The following is a 16,033-nucleotide window of genomic DNA, read 5'->3' on the forward strand; positions in this document are numbered from 1 at the left end:
AGGTTCTATGTACTGGAACGCGGAGCGTCCCTGGAGGCATTCCCACGCGGAGCATGGGAACGATCAGCCCGCAGACGATCACTCATCTGCGGGCTTCCTTGAGGTTTATGCCCGGCGTTCGTGCATCCGCGCCAGTTGCCGCTCCAGCATCGACGGATAAGGCTCCATCAGGCGTTCTACGCAGCACGCACCCTCAGGGCTTGCAATCGGGCGGATCCGCGCACGCTGGCGAATCAGCGCGTCGTCGCTGATCTTGCGCTCCACCAGCAGCAGGTTGCGGCTGTGTTGCGACAGGGCCAGCGCATCCTGAGCGGTTTCGGTCAGCAGCAGGTCGATCTGGCTCAAGCCGAACAGTTCGTCGCCCAGTGTCAGGCCCAACTGCAATTGCAGGGTGATGCCGCTGTCGGCGACTTCGATCTGCAATTGATGGCCCAGGGCGCGCAGCAACTCACCGCAGCAGATGGCGTTGGTCAGGTAGTCATCGCCGCTGTCTTCGGTGTGGAACAGCATCAGCGTGCTGCCATCGTTCAGGGTGTGCAGTTCGCTCTGGTAGAGCGACGCCGCCTGATCGAGGCAATCGCGGTAGCGTTTGAGCAGCTCTTCCAGACGTGCGCGGGGCAGGCGACGCAGTTGATCCTGTGCGCCCAGTTGTACCGCCAGTACCGCGCTGTGTTGAGGTACGTTCGATACCTGCGGCTTTGCGACGGATTTCGGCGCACTGTCTGTCGAGTCGTCACGCAGATCGGCAAACGGATCTTCGTCGTCCTCGTCGTCCTCGACCGTGCTGACAATGCGCCGCGGCGCAGGCTTGAGACCTGCCACCGGTCGGGTTTCATCGAAGCTCGGATCACGCAGGTTGCGAACTTCGAAGGCCGGATCGACCTCTTCGTCGTCATCGCTGTCGTCGAACTCGGGCTCCGGAACAGGCTCAGGTTCAGCCGGCTCCGGCGCGAAATTGGCGTGCAGCTGACGAGCGAGATCGCCGACTTCATCCTGACGCTCGGTGGCCGGGGTGTATTCGTCGATATTGCGCAGCCACACGCGCAATTGCAGCAGCGGCGTGGAGATATTGCGGCCCAGGCGCAGGCTCAAGGCCAGGGACAGCGCCAGCAGAATCGCGCTCAGAATGCCCATGCTTTGCAGGCTGATGGTCATCGGCTGCTGGAACTGATCCATGTCCAGACTGATGCGCAGTTGCCCGGCGGTCACGTCCTGGAAGGTGATCTTGCTCTGGTACATGCCTTCGGCTTCGCCCAGCAGGCCGTGCTTGGGACGCTGACCGGCTTCGGCGAGGATGCGGTTATCCACGCTGTAGATGGCAGCGTGGGCCACCAGCTTGTTCTTGGTCAGGTTGTTGAGCAGCACATTCAGGCTGAGGATGTCGTTGGACACCAACAGCTCCGTGGCCGACGTAGCCGTCTGGGTAGTCAGGCTTTCGCCCAGGGCATCCGCCTGCTCGTGCATGGCCTGCTTGAACTGCAAACCCATCACACAGGCATAGATCACCAGGGCCAGAGCGACCAGGATCACGTTATGGCTGGCAATGCGTAATGCGATCGGTACACGGCGATGACGCAGTGCCCGGAAGATCAGCAGAAAGAAGTTATCGGTTTTTACTGGCGTGGGCCGGTTCACTTGAGCTCGGCTCTTTGTCCGTGAAGTTGACGCGCAGTATAGCGACAGGCCCTAGGCCGTCAAAGCGCTCGCGGTGCCCGATGGTCACTGAAAATGGGTAGAATGCGGTTTTTTTCCACCTGCGGGGGTGCGCCTTGCGCGAAATCGTCCTGATAAACATCACGGGAGTCGACCGTCCGGGTCTGACTGCGGCCATAACCGGCGTTCTGGCCCAGGGTGGTGTGAACATTCTCGACATCGGTCAGGCGGTGATCCACGACACCCTGTCGTTCGGCATCCTGGTTGAAATTCCTGACACCGAGCAAGGCAACTCGGTGCTCAAAGACATCCTGTTCAAAGGCTATGAGCTTGAGCAACAAGTGCGTTTCACGCCGGTGTCCGAAGAGGATTACCAGCAGTGGGTCGGCAATCAGGGCAAGAAACGCCACATCGTCACCCTGTTGACCCGCAAAGTGACCGCTGAGCAATTGCAGCGTGTGAGTTCGATCACCGCCAAATACGGTCTGAACATCGACCATATCGACCGTCTGTCCGGGCGCATGCCGCTGGACACCCCGGCCGACAAGGGCAAGGGTTGCATCGAGTTTTCCGTGCGCGGCGAAGCGGCTGACCCGCAAGCGCTACGGGCTGAATTCCTCAGCGTCGCGCAAGAGCTGAACGTCGACATCGCCTTCCAGGAAGATTCGCTGTTCCGCCGTAACCGTCGTCTGGCGGTGTTCGACATGGACTCGACGCTGATTGAAGCCGAGGTCATCGACGAACTGGCCAAGGCCGCCGGTGTTGGCGATCAGGTGTCCGCGATTACTGAGCGGGCGATGGCCGGCGAGCTGGACTTCCGCGCCAGCTTCAAGGAACGCCTGGCCTTGCTGCAAGGGCTGGACGTCAGCGTGCTGGACTCCATCGGTGCTTCCCTGCGCCTGACCGAGGGCGCCGAAACCCTATTCGCGGAACTCAAGCGTCTGGGCTACAAGACTGCGATTCTGTCGGGCGGCTTCACTTACTTCGCCAAGCAACTGCAGGCCAAGCTGGGCATCGACTATGTGTTCGCCAACGAACTGGAAGTGGTCGACGGCAAGGTCACCGGCGTGGCGGTCGAGCCGATTGTCGATGCGCAACGCAAGGCGGATTTGCTGCGTGAACTGGCGCATAAAGAAGGTTTGCGTCTGGAGCAGACGATTGCCGTCGGTGACGGTGCCAACGACCTGCCAATGCTGGCGATTGCCGGGCTGGGCGTAGCGTTCCGCGCCAAACCATTGGTCAAGCAATCGGCAAAGCAGGCGATTTCCACCCTTGGGCTGGATGGCGTGCTGTATCTGCTGGGCTTCCGGGATCGCGACGGGCAGCTCTGAGTTTTCGACCGTCCGGGCGCCCCCATCGCGATCTTGCTCGCGATGGGGGCGCCTCGGTCTCTGGGACTCGCCGTTATAGCGACTTCCACAACGAATCAAACTCTTGCGCGACCCCGACCACGCCGCCTTCCGCGGCGTTTTCGTTTCTGGCTACCTCCAGCGAACGGTAGGCAAACTGATTGAAGCTGTTGGTGCTCGTCACCCGTCGCTCCAACTCGGCCGGGCGTTCCTGGCCATTGGTGTTGATCAACACCTTATTACCTTCCTGGAACGGCAGGCGCGGCGTGAGCAGGGTGGCCGGCAGGTCGATGGCACTGATAGCGGGCAGTAACAGCCCGCGCAAGTACTGGCTGTGTTCGTCGCCGGAACGAATCAGTTGCAGGCCGCAGGGTTCGGCGTAAGGCGCAATTTGCTCGATACCCATCTGCGTGCCGCCGCCCCGTACCTGGCGGATCCAGCGCACCACGGCAACGCTCCAGCCTTGACCGGCCATATCCTCGATACCGAGCATTTCGCCAGCCTGCAGTTCGGCAGGCACTGCGCCGGGCCAGGCCAGGCAATAACCGCCAGGGCTGTGATTGATCACCGGTAGCGCGTAGGTCGGGAAATGCTGTTGGCCGGACGCCTCGTGGTTGTCATGTTTCTGAAGGTGTGGATATTCGATCTCTTCGTAGGGCAGCAGCGTGTCTGCCGTGCCATGGGGGGCGGCGTCGAAGGCCTGTTTCCATTGGTCCTTGGCGCGTCCTGCCGGCTCGGCTGCCGAGAACTGCGCGGGACGGGCGCCGGTTTTTTTCAGGATGTCGTTGAACGGGCGTTTGCCACCGAGATAAAAGTGCAGGGCGCTCATGCCCACGCACAGGGTCAATGTGCCGTGGCCGACGGCGCGCTGGAAACCGCGCTCGGAGGCCTGGCCCCAGGCGGCATGCAGGTGTTGCAGCGTATCCAGATTGAGGCCCATCGGAACCGGCAGCGGCGATGCCTTGTCGGCCGATTGTTGCAGATGGGTTTCGATGGCGGCGACCAGGGGCTGCGGGTCGATCCCCAACAAACGCTCCTGTTGTTCGGCCGGGAACTTGGCGCGATAACGCGGGCCGCTGTCGAGATCCGGGGCGACGGCAAACAGCCCGTTGTCCGGCTTGAAGGGTTGCAGCTTGATCCATTGGCTCCAGGGTTCCAGCACCTCGGCGAGTCGGGCGATCTGGTTCTGGCGCAGTTGATTGCAGCGTGAAGCACCCAGCAGGAGGGCGACAACGTAGGTCTGCTCGATACTCAGGCTTTGCGTCTGGCTGGCCAGTTCATCGCGCACGTTCTGATGTTGCAGCTGATGTTCGCAGCCGATCCGGTACAGCTGATGCAGTTCCAGCCACAGGCCTTCGGGCACCGGGCAATAGAGCTCAGTGGCGCGGATCAACGCGCCGTTCAGGCAATGGGTCGCCCGTTGCAACGCCTGGGTCAGTAGCGGTGCCCGGTCCTTGCTGAAGTGCTGCGTAATTCGGATGACGATCTGCTTGTAGCCAATCGCCAAGTGGCTCTGCAGCGCCTGGCAAAGGTTGGCAATCTTGCGCGAACGCTCGTCGAGCACAATGGCCTGGTGCAGAAAATGCCGCTCCAGGTGCTTGCAGACGTAATACACCTCGGGCCGCAGCAATTCGAGCAATTGCAGGCGATTGTCGCTGGGTGTGAGCAGTTGGTTTAGTTCGTTCAAGCCTTGATACAACTGGCGAGCGGTTTCACCGATGTTGGCTTTGGGCAGGTTGGCGATCCAGCGCTTGAGGTCGCGTGGCGTGGCTTCGCAGAAAGACAGGCGCGACTGCGTCGGGATCGGTGCGCGTAGCAGCAGGGCAGGATTGGTCTCATTCATGCCGTGGACAAACTCCGACCGGGAAATGGGCAACGAATGACTTTGACTGTAGCAGCTATGAACGCTGGAGGAGGGGGCGCAGCGGGAGGAAATGTCCGATCCCACGAAAGGCGTTCGTGGGATCGGATCAAGGGATCAGGCGGTTGGCAGGCCGATGCCCTGGCCCATCTGCACTGGCGAAAGGGCGCCGAGCCCTTCAGCCCATTTCACTTGATTCGGCCCGAACAGCACGACCGCCGTAGAACCGAGCTTGAAACGACCCAGTTCCGCACCTTTTTCCAAGTGAATCGGCGCACGAGCCGCTTCGTCGTAGCGGAAGGTTTTCAGCTCGCGTTTTGGCGGTGTGACCAAGCCAGCCCAAACGGTTTCAATCGACGCCACAATCATCGCGCCCACCAGCACCACGGCCATCGGGCCGCGCTCGGTGTCGAAAATGCACGCTACACGCTCGTTGCGGGCAAACAGTTCCGGCACGTTTTCAGCGGTGGTCTGGTTGACCGAGAAGATGCGGCCGGGAATGTAGACCATCTCGCGCAGGGTGCCGGCCAGCGGCATGTGCACACGGTGGTAGTCTTTCGGCGACAGGTAAATGGTGGCGAAATCACCGCCCATGAAGGGCGCGGCGTTGGCCGCGTCACCGCCCAGCAGTTCCAGCACGCTGAAGCTGTGGCCCTTGGCCTGGAAAACGCGACCGTGTTCGATCGGGCCGAGCTGGCTGACCGCACCGTCAGCCGGGCTGAGGATCGCGCCAGGGGTTGGGTCCAGCGGGCGAGCGCCATCTTTCAAGGCGCGGGTGAAGAATGCATTGAAGTGCTCGTAAGCCGTCAGGTCCTCGACCAGCGCCTGGGACATGTCCACTTGATAGCGCTTGGCGAACCAGGCGGTAAAGGCGTTCTTGAACCAGCGCACGCGGCATTCGGCAATGCAGCCGGCCAGTCGCGAAAGCAAGTGATGGGGCAGCAGGTATTGGCTGAGGATAAACAAACGCTTATTCATTAACTGTCCTTGAAAAACTTAAATCTCAACGGGCGTGTCGGGGTGGTTGCCCCATTCGCCCCAGGAGCCGGCGTAGCCTTTGACTCGCGGATAACCGAGCGATTTGGCTACCAGATAGGTGAAGCCAGAACGATGGTGTGTCTGGCAGTGGGTAATGACTTCTTTGTCTTTGGTAATACCGAGTTGTTCCAGGATTTTCGGCATGTCGGTGCGGATACGCAGGTTGCGTGCCTGATCCATGCCGGCGGTCCATTCGAAATTGACCGCGCCGGGGATGTGCCCGCCCTTGGCCGCCAACACTTTCTCGCCGGAGTATTCCAGCGGCCCGCGCGCGTCCCAGATCGCCAGGTCGGCGGCGCCGAGACGGCTTTGCAGGTACTCGCGGGTGGCGGTGGGTTCGTCGTGCAAGGTCAACGCAACCGGGCCGCCGACTGGAGGCGGGATCTGGATCGACATGGGCGAGCCTTCTGCCAGCCAGGCCGGCAGGCCGCCGTCCAGGTAGTGGTATTTGCGGTGGCCGATGACATCCAGCAACCAGATAAAACGTCCTGCCCAACCGCCGCCTTCATCGTCATAGACGACATAGACGGCATCGGGGTTGTGCCCCAGTTCGCCGAACAGTGCTTCAAGCGCGGCTTGGGTCGGCAGCAGGCCGGGCGCAGGCGCCTGGCCCAGCTGAGTGCGTTTTGGATCGACAAAGCGTGCACCGGGGATATGCCCTTCGGCATAGCGGGCGCTGCTGGTCAGATCTACCAGAATCAGTTCGCGGGAGTCGAGACGCGGGAGCAGGTCGCTCGGTTCGATCACCAGCGCCAAGCCAGAGAAGTCAGACATGTGAGGTCTCCAGAGCACAAAGGGGAGGATTGTAGCGCAGCGTCATGAGGGCCTGTTATCAGTTATTTTGGGGCAGGAAATAACTGATAACAGGCCCTAGCGGTGGCTAAAGCTGTGCAGGGCCTTTTCGATACATTGAGCGGTTTTGCCGAACGCTTGCACGGTGATTTCCGAGAACGGTCCGCCGCCCTGATCCGCTACCACGATCATGATCACCCGGCCATTGTTGACCAGTGAGCGCAGCAGCAGGTGTTCACCACTGAATTGGTTACGCAGGCTAGCCGGCAGCAGGGCCGAGAATTGTGCGTTGTTGGCCGGCGTCAGGCGCACCTGGGCCTGTTGCGCGAGCAGGCGTTGCAGCACGGTGCTCTGGCTGACCACCAGGTTCAGGCCGGCCACTTCCTTGGGTAGCCCGGCGGTCTGGTGCACACGCAAATTGGCGTGCGTGCGATCGGCCATCAGAATCATCACCCGGCGCATGCCACACGCCACCAGAGCGTCCCGGGCCGATGTGGTCAAGTGCATGGCATTGGTAAAGCGGCTCGGCTCCACCAGCAATTCGGCGCATTGCTTGCGCCACTTCGCCAGGTCTTCGGCGGTCGGCGCCGGGGCGGGCAACAAACCGGCATGCACGCGGTGCGCACCCGGTGGCCAGATCAGCGATTCGGCCGGGTGCCAGAGGTCTGGCATGGCGTGTTGGCGAGCGCTGTTGGCGGCCTGCTGGTGCAATTGTTGTTGCACCTCATCCATCGGCATTTGCAGATAAAGGCTGGTCAGGTACTGCCAGCGTTCGCAGTGTGGACTGTCCCAGGCCTGTTGTGCCGCCAGCGCCAGACCGTTGGCCAGCAGCACGGTATTGGCGGGCTGATTGAGCCAGCGGCGCAACGTCGGGTCGTCATCCAGGCGGTTCTGTTGGCGCAACGGGTGATCGCTGTCACGTGCAATGCGCAGGACTTTCACCAGCTCACGTTGTTCGCTACGCAGCAGCCGATAACCTTGCTGCACCCAGATCGGCAGGCGCCAGACGTCCACCAGCGCCAGACAGATTTCCAGCAGGCGCACGCCGAACAATTGCTTTTCGACTTTGCGTGCCGACTCGCCTTTATGGATGACCCGCAACTCCCACTCTTCAAGCAACTGCGGATGGGTCAGCGCCATGGGCCAGAGTGGCGAGAGAAACAGCAGGCTGCCCCAGTGGATGTCCTGCCACAGTCGCGCCAGGCGACTGGCAAAAAAACCATTGGCCTGTTGAGTGGCGTGCTGGCTGATCAGTTGAAGCTGGCGCAGAGCGACGGGGATTTGCAATTGGGGTTCGGCGGGCAGGCGGTCGAGCAGTTCTTCGGTGCGTTTCAAACCGAGGCGATTGATCGCCACCTCAAGGTTTTCAGCAGGCTCGGTCATGCTGCCATGGGTGTGACGGTTGGCTTCGCGAATCACGCTCAAGGCCAGGGCCGGGCTTTCCTGCATCAGGTCGGCGATGTCGCGCAGCGAGCTGCGGTTATCACGGATCGCTTTGCAGACCCGGTCGTGGCTGGCTTGCGGAACCGGCAGGCGTACGCCATCGAGAAGCTTGACCCAGCTTTCAAGCGTGGTTGGTTTTGGCGTTGGGACGTTCGTTTCGTTAGCCATGTCTGGACGCGATCATCGTCTGCTTTACCTATGCCCTGAACGGGTCAAATTAGCTTTTCGCCTTAACTGGCTATAGTCTGGCGCAGTTTTGCCGATAAGTAGAAGAAGAGATTTTTTAACTTCCGAATATGACCTTGAACCCGACTCAGTAAGTGCTCTCCTACCTATGGCTAAAATTATCGGCATCATCGTCGTATTCGCGAGCGTGCTCGGCGGATACGTGCTTTCCCACGGCAAGATTGCCGCTCTCATCCAGCCTTTCGAGGTGATGATTATCGGTGGCGCGGCCCTTGGCGCCTTCCTGCAGGCCAACCCCGGCCACATGACAATGCACGTGCTCAAGAAGTCCTTGGGCATGTTCAGTTCGCGTTTCAACCACACCTTCTACCTGGAAGTGCTGGGGCTGATTTACGAGATCCTCAACAAGAGCCGTCGCGAAGGCATGATGGCGATCGAAGGCGACATCGAAGATGCCGCCGCGAGCCCGATCTTCGCCAAGTACCCGGCGGTGCTCAAAGACGAACGCATGACCGCGTTCATCTGCGATTACCTGCGCATCATGTCCTCCGGCAACATGGCTCCCCATGAGCTGGAAGGCCTGTTCGACATGGAACTCTACAGCCTCAAGGAAGACCTCGAGCACCCGTCCCACGCGGTGAACGGCATCGCCGACGCCATGCCCGGTTTCGGTATCGTCGCGGCGGTATTGGGGATCGTGGTGACCATGGCATCCCTGGGCGAAGGCGACCAGAAGTCCATCGGTCTGCACGTGGGTGCGGCACTGGTCGGTACCTTCTTCGGTATTCTCGCGGCCTACGGTTTCTTTGGCCCGCTGGCCCACTCCCTGGCTCACGATGCCAAGGAAGAACTGAACACCTACGAAGCCATCAAGGCTTCGCTGGTGGCTTCGGCTTCCGGGATGCCGCCGTCGCTGGCGGTGGAGTTCGGTCGCAAGGTTCTGTACCCGGCGCACCGTCCTAGCTTCGCTGAGCTGGAACAAGCGGTTCGCGGTCGTTAAGTCATGGAAAATAACCAGCCGATAATCATCAAGCGCGTCAAGCGCATCGCCGGAGGGCATCACGGGGGCGCCTGGAAAATCGCCTTCGCGGACTTCGCGACGGCGATGATGGCGTTCTTCCTGGTGTTGTGGCTGCTGTCCACCGCGACGCCTGAACAGAAGATCGCCATCGCCGGTTACTTCAAGGACCCGGTCGGGTTTTCCGAAAGCGGTACGCCGTACATCATCGACCTGGGCGGCACGCCGACCCTGGCGCCGGAGAACACCCTCAACCCGGAGGTGAAATCTCAGCCGCAGCCAGACAAGGTGACCATCGACGCCGAGCAGGTTGAAGGCATGGCCGAGCAGGTCGAGAAGGAACGCCTGGAGTTGTTACTGCAAGAGTTGCAGAACAAGGTCAATGAAAACCCGCAATTGCAGAAATTCAAGGACCAGATCCTCTTCGAGATCACCCAGGACGGTTTGCGCATCCAGATCATGGACGCCGAAAACCGCCCGATGTTCGACTCCGGCAGTGCGCGCCTGAAGCCGTACTTCGAAGACATTCTGCTGGCCATGGCCGACACCATCAAAGCGGTGCCGAACAAAATCAGCATCAGCGGCCACACCGATGCCAAGCCGTACTCGGGCACTGGCGATTTCGGCAACTGGGAACTCTCGGCCAACCGCGCCAACGCGGCTCGTCGTGCATTGGTCGCCGGCAGTTATCCGGACGCCCAGGTCGCGCGAGTCGTCGGTTATGCCTCGTCGGCGCTGTTCGACAGGGAGAACCCGTTCAATCCGGTCAACCGCCGAATCGACATCGTGGTGCTGACCAAGAAAGCCCAGCGAGCCATCGAAGGCGAACAAGGTGCCGAGCCGGCGCCAGTGCCGACGCAAGGGCAAGGCGGCCCGGGCGAAGTGCATGCGCCGCCAGCCGATCCGAGCGCATTGCCGGCGGACAAAGAACCGCTGCCAGCACACGAACTTCGTGAGCGTTTGAATCTGTTTGATAACCCGGTGCCGAAGCCGGGCGAACCGCCCAAACCCGCTCTACCGCCCAAGCAATAACCTGCAGAAAAGCCACCATGAGTGGCTTTTCTGTTTCTGGCTGCGTCACTGCAGCGTCGCAATGACTCGACTCACTGCAAGTTTGTTTTCGGAATCATGGAAGATCAGTAATGGAAAGACTCAAGTCCTATTTTCAGCAGCATGGCAATGCACCCTTCAAGTTTGGTGAAGGGCGGGTCAGTGGCTACATCTCAGCCACGCTCGGGCTATTGAGCCTGCTGGCGGTATTGTGCTTTCTCTTTCCCGAATGGCTGACCACCGCCGAACTGCGCAAGGTGTACGACGAGCAGTTTGCGCGCACCACGCTATTGCTTGGGCTGGTACTGTCTTTCAGCCTGGGCACCCTGAATATCCTGCTCAACAAGCGAAAGCGCTTGGGGATCACCGGACTTGTCGCCTCGGGGCTGGCGGTGTTTCTCGGCGGCACCAATGTGCAGATCAGCTCGATTGGGCAGACACCGTACTCGCTGGGGCTGGACTGGTTCGTCCTGGCTCTGCTGGTGTCGGCCATCGTCTTTATCCCCCTGGAAAAACTCTATTCCAAGGACCCTGAGCAAAACATTCTGCGTCCGCACTGGCGAACTGACCTGACCTACTTTTTTGTCAGTCATATGCTGGTGCAGTTCATCCTGATTTTCATCACTGCCTCGTCGAGCTTTATGGCTGGTTGGGCCGTGTCGACGGATTTGCAGGCCAGCGTACAAAGCCTGCCGATCGTTGTGCAGTTCTTACTGGCGGTACTGGTAGCCGACCTCGGTCAGTACTGGCTGCATCGGCTGTATCACGTCGTGCCATGGTTATGGCGCATGCATGCCGTACATCACTCAAGCACGCACATGGATTGGCTCGCCGGCTCGCGTGTCCACTTCATCGAGATTCTGCTCACCCGCACCGGCGTGCTGGTGCCTTTGATGCTGCTGGGTTTTGCGCCCCAGGCGTTGAACGCCTACGTGATTCTGGTCGGGGTGCAGGCCGTGCTGGCCCACGCCAATGTACGGATCAACGGCGGCTGGCTGAATTATGTGCTGGTCCTGCCGCGCTATCACCATTGGCATCATGCCCGGCACAAGGATTACATCTACAAGAACTATGCGATCCATACGCCGCTGGTGGATATGCTGTTTGGCACCTTCAAGTTGCCACCCAAGGAGTGGCCGACGCGCTACGGGGTTTTTGGCAAGGACTTGCCGGGCGGTATCCTGCGCCAGCACTTGTACCCGTTTCAGAAGCCTGGGCTGAAGAGCGTCGAACCGAAACCGCCGGCCGCGGTTTCCTGAGGTAAAAAAAGCCGCGATGGTCGCGGTTTTTTTTCTGCTGTTTCAATGAGCCAGGTGTGAACTATCAAACCGACCGCGCAAACTTCTGGAGTTTGTCTTGATGAAATATTTGACTGCGGTCTTGGCCCTGGCTTGGGCAGTCGCACCTTCCAGCGGTTGGTCCAAGGATGATCCGACCCACTCCCCACAGGCTGGCGGTCGCACCTACGCGCAGAATTACAAGGATATGGTGCTGGCAGACTGCATCGCTACAGCCTACAAGAGCGAACCTGAAGCCGCCCAGGATGCCGGAAGCAGTGCCAGTGCGCTTATGACTGGACCTATTTCGATCTGGAGCAAGCACCTCAAGCCGGTAGATCTCTGGTTGACCAGTTCCTGGCTCGTGATTATCACAATCCATTGGTCGAGTCAGAGCGTCAAGGCGTTCGCTTTGAGCTGCTCAAATGCCTGGACCTGTATCACAGCAAAGAATTGGACAGCCAGGTCAGGCAATTGGTCATAAAACCCCAGCACACCTATCGTCAGGACAACCCGCCACGATCCAAAAAGGATTGACCCTGCACCGCGATTGACGACTAACCGTTCGGCTATTCGACGTTACCGAAGTCCCGGTGAATGACGGCGTCACCCATCCTGCCGACCAGCCGTCCCATTAATGTCGGGGCGGCTGGTACACCTGTTTAATAGCTGTTTTCAGGCAAACTGGCGATGATCGACCGGTAGCTGTTCATCCGTTGCTGCTGCACGCGGCCATCTTCCAGGGCCTTGAGCAGGGCGCAGCCCGGTTCGCGGTCGTGTTTGCAGTCGCGGAAGCGGCAGGTGCCGAGCAGGTCGTTGAACTCGATGAAGCCGGCTTCGACGTCGGCACGGCTGACGTGACCCAGGCCGAACTCGCGGATACCCGGGGAGTCAATCAGCTCACCGCCACCGGGGAAGTGGAACAGCCGCGCGGTGGTGGTGGTGTGGGTGCCCTGGCCCGACAACTCGGACAGCGGGCCGACGCGGGTTTCGACTTCCGGCAACAGGCTGTTGACCAAAGATGATTTGCCGACACCGGACTGGCCGACGAACACACTGATGTGCCCGTCCAACAGTTTTTGAAGTTGTTCCATGCCGTTGCCGTGGTGCGCCGACACTTCCAGCACCGGGTAACCCAGCGTGCGGTAAACCGCCAGCAAGGCATTCAGCGCCGGGGCGTTCTGCTCGTCGATCAGGTCGAATTTGTTCAGCAGCAACAACGGGCGGATACCCGCGTGTTCCGCGGCAACCAGGTAGCGGTCGATCAGGTTGGCATGAGGCTCGGGTAGCGGGGCGAAGACGATGACGATCATGTCGACGTTGGCCGCCACCGGCTTGAGCTGGCCACGACTGTCCGGGCGGCAGAGCTCGGTTTTGCGCGGCAGTTGCGCCACGATCACGCCGATGCCCTGGTTGCCGGCACGCCATACGACCTGATCGCCGGTCACCAGCGCCGGCAGGTTGGCGCGCAAGTGGCAGCGGAATACCTGGCCGGCCAGCTCGCCATCGAGGGCTTCGACTTCAACCTGTACACCGAAGTGCGCGATCACCAGGCCCGTCTGTTCCGGACCCAGGTCGCCACCCTCAAGTGCCTCGACAGCCGAGGACTCGCGTTTGGCGGCGCGGGCAGCGCGCTCGCCCTGAATCTTTTCGATGCGCCAGTTTTGACGACGATTGAGTTGGCGTTTGGCCATGGGTGTTCCGTATCGAGAATGCAGCGATTAGGTAAAACGGCCGCGAGTTTAGCACGCCCGGCCGCCTCCCTAGGCTAAACTGCGAACCTACGCCGAGGAGCCGACATATGCAGAACCCGCAGAACCTGATCTGGATCGACCTGGAAATGACCGGGCTGAACCCTGATACCGACGTCATCATCGAGATGGCCACCATCGTCACCGACAGTAATTTGAACACCTTGGCTGAAGGTCCGGTGATCGCCATCCATCACAGCGACGAGATCCTCGCCGGCATGGACGAGTGGAATACCCGTCAACACGGCGGCTCCGGGCTGACCCAACGGGTTCGCGACAGCCGCATCAGCATGGCCGAAGCGGAAGCCCAGACCATCGCCTTCCTGGAGAAATGGGTGCCGAAGGGCAAGTCGCCGATCTGTGGCAACAGCATCTGCCAGGACCGTCGCTTCCTTTATACCCACATGAAGTCGCTGGAAAGCTATTTCCACTACCGCAACCTCGACGTGTCGACCCTCAAGGAGTTGGCCGCGCGTTGGGCCCCGGACGTGCGCGACAGCTTCAAAAAGGGCAGCACTCACCTGGCCCTGGACGACATCCGCGAATCGATCGCCGAGCTGCAGCACTACCGCAAGAATTTCATCAAGTTCTGATTGGGCATAGGGAGGTTTTTGTGGCGAGGGAGCTTGCTCCCGTTCGGCTGCGTAGCAGTCGTAAAGTCAGCCGGCGCGGTCTGTTTGAAGAGTTGCTTTCTCAGCAAATGGGGCCGCTCTGCGGCGCAGCGGGAACAAGCTCCCTCGACACAGGTCCCCTTGCCCCCTTTTGGTGCCCTGACGATCTGAGTAGACTGCGCGCCTTCTCGTAAGGACCGCCACCATGTTGCTGATGCTCTACCTGATCGCCATTACTGCCGAAGCCATGACTGGCGCCCTGTCTGCGGGCCGTCGCGGCATGGACTGGTTTGGCGTGGTATTGATTGCATGCGTCACGGCGTTGGGCGGCGGTTCGGTGCGCGACGTGTTGCTTGGCCATTACCCGCTGACCTGGGTCAAACACCCGGAATACCTGGTGCTGACGTCGATCGCAGCGATGTTCACCGTCTTCGCGGCGCGCTGGATGCGCCATCTGCGCTCGCTGTTTCTGGTGCTCGACGCCGTGGGCCTGGTGGCGTTTACCCTGATCGGCTGCATGATCGCCCTGGAAATGGGCCACGGCATGCTGGTGGCCTCGGTCAGCGGCGTGATCACCGGGGTATTCGGTGGCATTCTGCGGGACATCTTCTGCAACGACATCCCGCTGATCTTCCGCCGCGAACTCTACGCCAGCGTCTCGTTTGCCGCGGCGTGGTGCTATTTATTCTGTGTCTATCTGCAATTGCCGGGTGAACAGGCGATCCTGATCACACTATTCGGCGGCTTCCTGCTGCGCTTGCTGGCGATCCGTTTCCACTGGGAAATGCCCAAGTTCGTTTATAACGACGAAGCCTGATTTACACGCAGTCCCTGTAGCAGCTGCCGAAGGCTGCGTTCGAGGCCGAAGGGCTCGCTTCGCAGTCGCGCCGAACGCAGTCTTCGGCAGCTACTACATAAGCCCGTGTTGTTTTAGCGCCCATTCGACATGCTCGCGCACCAGTTCCGATGGATAGTCCCGCCGTGCCTTCAACGCTTCCAGCACTGGAATGCTCGACGGCGCATTGCCCAGGCCGACCGCCAGATTGCGCAACCAACGCTCGTAACCGGCCCGACGCAACGGTGAACCTTCGGTGCTGCTGAGGAATTTTTCTTCGTCCCACATGAACAGTTCTGCCAGTTCGGCGTTGTCCAGGTTGTGCCGGGGTTTGAAATCGCTTTCCCCGGAAGGCCGGGCGAAGCGGTTCCACGGGCAGACGATCTGGCAGTCATCGCAACCGAACACCCGATTGCCGATCAGCGGTCGTAAATCTTCAGGAATCGCGCTTTTCAGTTCGATGGTCAGGTACGAAATGCAGCGACGGGCGTCCAGCACATAGGGGCCGACGAAGGCATTGGTCGGGCAAATGTCCAGGCAGGCCGTGCAGCGACCGCAGTGCTCGGTGGCGTGGGGCGGGTCCACCGGCAGCGGCAGGTCGACGAACAGTTCGCTGAGGAAGAAGTAACTGCCGGCCTTGCGATTCAAGACCAGCGTGTTTTTGCCGATCCAGCCCAGGCCAGCCTGTTCGGCGATGGCCTTTTCCAGCACCGGGGCGCTGTCGACGAAGGCGCGGTAGCCGAACGGGCCAACCACTGCCTGGATTTTTTCCGCCAGTTGTTGCACGCGTTTACGAATCAATTTGTGGTAATCGCGGCCCAAGGCGTAACGCGAAACGTAGGCTTTTTCCGGTTGGGCCAGCCGTTGCGCCATGTGCGTGTCGCCCGGCAGGTAGTCCATGCGCAGGGAAACCACGCGCAGGGTGCCCGGCACCAGTTCTTCCGGGTGCGAGCGTTTGCTGCCATGGGCGCCCATGTAATCCATTTCGCCGTGGTAGCCAGCGGCGAGCCAGCGCTCCAGGTGCTGCTCATGCTCGGCCAGGTCGAGGCCGCTGATGCCGACTTGCTGAAAGCCCAGCTCGCGGCCCCAGTCCTTGATGGATTGGGCGAGGGCGGGCAGGTCTGTGGTAATAGCGGGCATGAGGCGAGAGAAACCGGAGCTGAGATGCG

At 60.5% G+C, this 16,033-nt stretch carries 13 protein-coding genes and 1 pseudogene; 7 read left to right on the forward strand and 7 right to left on the reverse strand.

Going from position 1 to position 16,033, the window contains the following annotated elements; translation table 11 throughout:
* Positions 1 to 105: 105 nt before the first annotated feature.
* Positions 106 to 1,635: an AhpA/YtjB family protein gene (locus tag PSH69_RS02435; RefSeq protein WP_305410942.1), complete on the reverse strand. Its 1,530-nt coding sequence runs from the start codon at positions 1,633 to 1,635 to the stop codon at positions 106 to 108.
* Positions 1,636 to 1,769: 134 nt separating this feature from the next.
* On the opposite strand from PSH69_RS02435, the gene serB reads away from it, so the two are divergent.
* Positions 1,770 to 2,984 carry a phosphoserine phosphatase SerB gene (gene serB, locus PSH69_RS02440; RefSeq protein WP_007939616.1) on the forward strand — a complete coding sequence of 405 codons (1,215 nt, stop codon included), beginning with the start codon at positions 1,770 to 1,772 and terminating at the stop codon, positions 2,982 to 2,984.
* A 73-nt stretch (positions 2,985 to 3,057) separates the two neighbouring features.
* On the opposite strand, the gene PSH69_RS02445 is transcribed toward serB, so the two are convergent.
* From PSH69_RS02445 to PSH69_RS02460, 4 genes are all read right to left on the reverse strand, one after another.
* A complete protein-coding gene (locus tag PSH69_RS02445) occupies positions 3,058 to 4,845 on the reverse strand; it encodes a molecular chaperone (RefSeq protein WP_305410943.1) in 1,788 nt (595 codons plus the stop codon).
* Between the two features lie 135 nt (positions 4,846 to 4,980).
* Positions 4,981 to 5,841 (reverse strand): archaetidylserine decarboxylase, encoded by an 861-nt coding sequence (gene asd / locus PSH69_RS02450; RefSeq protein WP_305410944.1) that lies wholly within the window; start codon positions 5,839 to 5,841, stop codon positions 4,981 to 4,983.
* Between the two features lie 18 nt (positions 5,842 to 5,859).
* On the reverse strand, positions 5,860 to 6,675 hold the full coding sequence (gene rhdA, locus PSH69_RS02455; RefSeq protein WP_305410945.1) for a thiosulfate sulfurtransferase: 816 nt from the start codon (positions 6,673 to 6,675) through the stop codon (positions 5,860 to 5,862).
* A gap of 96 nt (positions 6,676 to 6,771) precedes the next feature.
* Positions 6,772 to 8,304, reverse strand: a complete 1,533-nt coding sequence (locus PSH69_RS02460) for an HDOD domain-containing protein (protein WP_305410946.1) — start codon at positions 8,302 to 8,304, stop codon at positions 6,772 to 6,774.
* Between the two features lie 166 nt (positions 8,305 to 8,470).
* Here PSH69_RS02460 and motA point away from each other — a divergent pair, with 166 nt between their 5' ends.
* The 4 genes and pseudogenes from motA (at position 8,471) to PSH69_RS02480 (ending at position 12,204) form a co-directional block, all read left to right on the forward strand.
* Positions 8,471 to 9,322 (forward strand): flagellar motor stator protein MotA, encoded by an 852-nt coding sequence (gene motA / locus PSH69_RS02465; protein ID WP_018928515.1) that lies wholly within the window; start codon positions 8,471 to 8,473, stop codon positions 9,320 to 9,322.
* A gap of 3 nt (positions 9,323 to 9,325) precedes the next feature.
* On the forward strand, positions 9,326 to 10,372 hold the full coding sequence (gene motB, locus PSH69_RS02470) for a flagellar motor protein MotB (protein ID WP_305410947.1): 1,047 nt from the start codon (positions 9,326 to 9,328) through the stop codon (positions 10,370 to 10,372).
* 110 nt (positions 10,373 to 10,482) lie between these two features.
* Complete coding sequence (locus PSH69_RS02475) at positions 10,483 to 11,649, forward strand: sterol desaturase family protein (RefSeq protein ID WP_028940167.1); 1,167 nt, start codon at positions 10,483 to 10,485, stop codon at positions 11,647 to 11,649.
* Between the two features lie 100 nt (positions 11,650 to 11,749).
* Positions 11,750 to 12,204 (forward strand): annotated as a pseudogene (locus PSH69_RS02480) (type VI secretion system amidase immunity protein Tai4).
* Between the two features lie 125 nt (positions 12,205 to 12,329).
* On the opposite strand, the gene rsgA reads toward PSH69_RS02480, so the two are convergent.
* Complete coding sequence (rsgA, locus tag PSH69_RS02485; RefSeq protein WP_018928510.1) at positions 12,330 to 13,361, reverse strand: small ribosomal subunit biogenesis GTPase RsgA; 1,032 nt, start codon at positions 13,359 to 13,361, stop codon at positions 12,330 to 12,332.
* Positions 13,362 to 13,468: 107 nt separating this feature from the next.
* Between rsgA and orn the strand changes: the two genes are divergently transcribed.
* Positions 13,469 to 14,011 (forward strand): oligoribonuclease, encoded by a 543-nt coding sequence (gene orn, locus PSH69_RS02490; protein ID WP_018928509.1) that lies wholly within the window; start codon positions 13,469 to 13,471, stop codon positions 14,009 to 14,011.
* 223 nt (positions 14,012 to 14,234) lie between these two features.
* Positions 14,235 to 14,846, forward strand: a complete 612-nt coding sequence (locus tag PSH69_RS02495; protein WP_028940166.1) for a trimeric intracellular cation channel family protein — start codon at positions 14,235 to 14,237, stop codon at positions 14,844 to 14,846.
* A gap of 93 nt (positions 14,847 to 14,939) precedes the next feature.
* Here the strand turns inward: PSH69_RS02495 and queG are convergent, their stop codons facing one another.
* Positions 14,940 to 16,004: a tRNA epoxyqueuosine(34) reductase QueG gene (gene queG / locus PSH69_RS02500; protein ID WP_018928507.1), complete on the reverse strand. Its 1,065-nt coding sequence runs from the start codon at positions 16,002 to 16,004 to the stop codon at positions 14,940 to 14,942.
* Positions 16,005 to 16,033: the final 29 nt, after the last annotated feature.

Source organism: Pseudomonas sp. FP1740 (genome assembly GCF_030687165.1).
In the GTDB taxonomy this organism is placed as follows: domain Bacteria; phylum Pseudomonadota; class Gammaproteobacteria; order Pseudomonadales; family Pseudomonadaceae; genus Aquipseudomonas.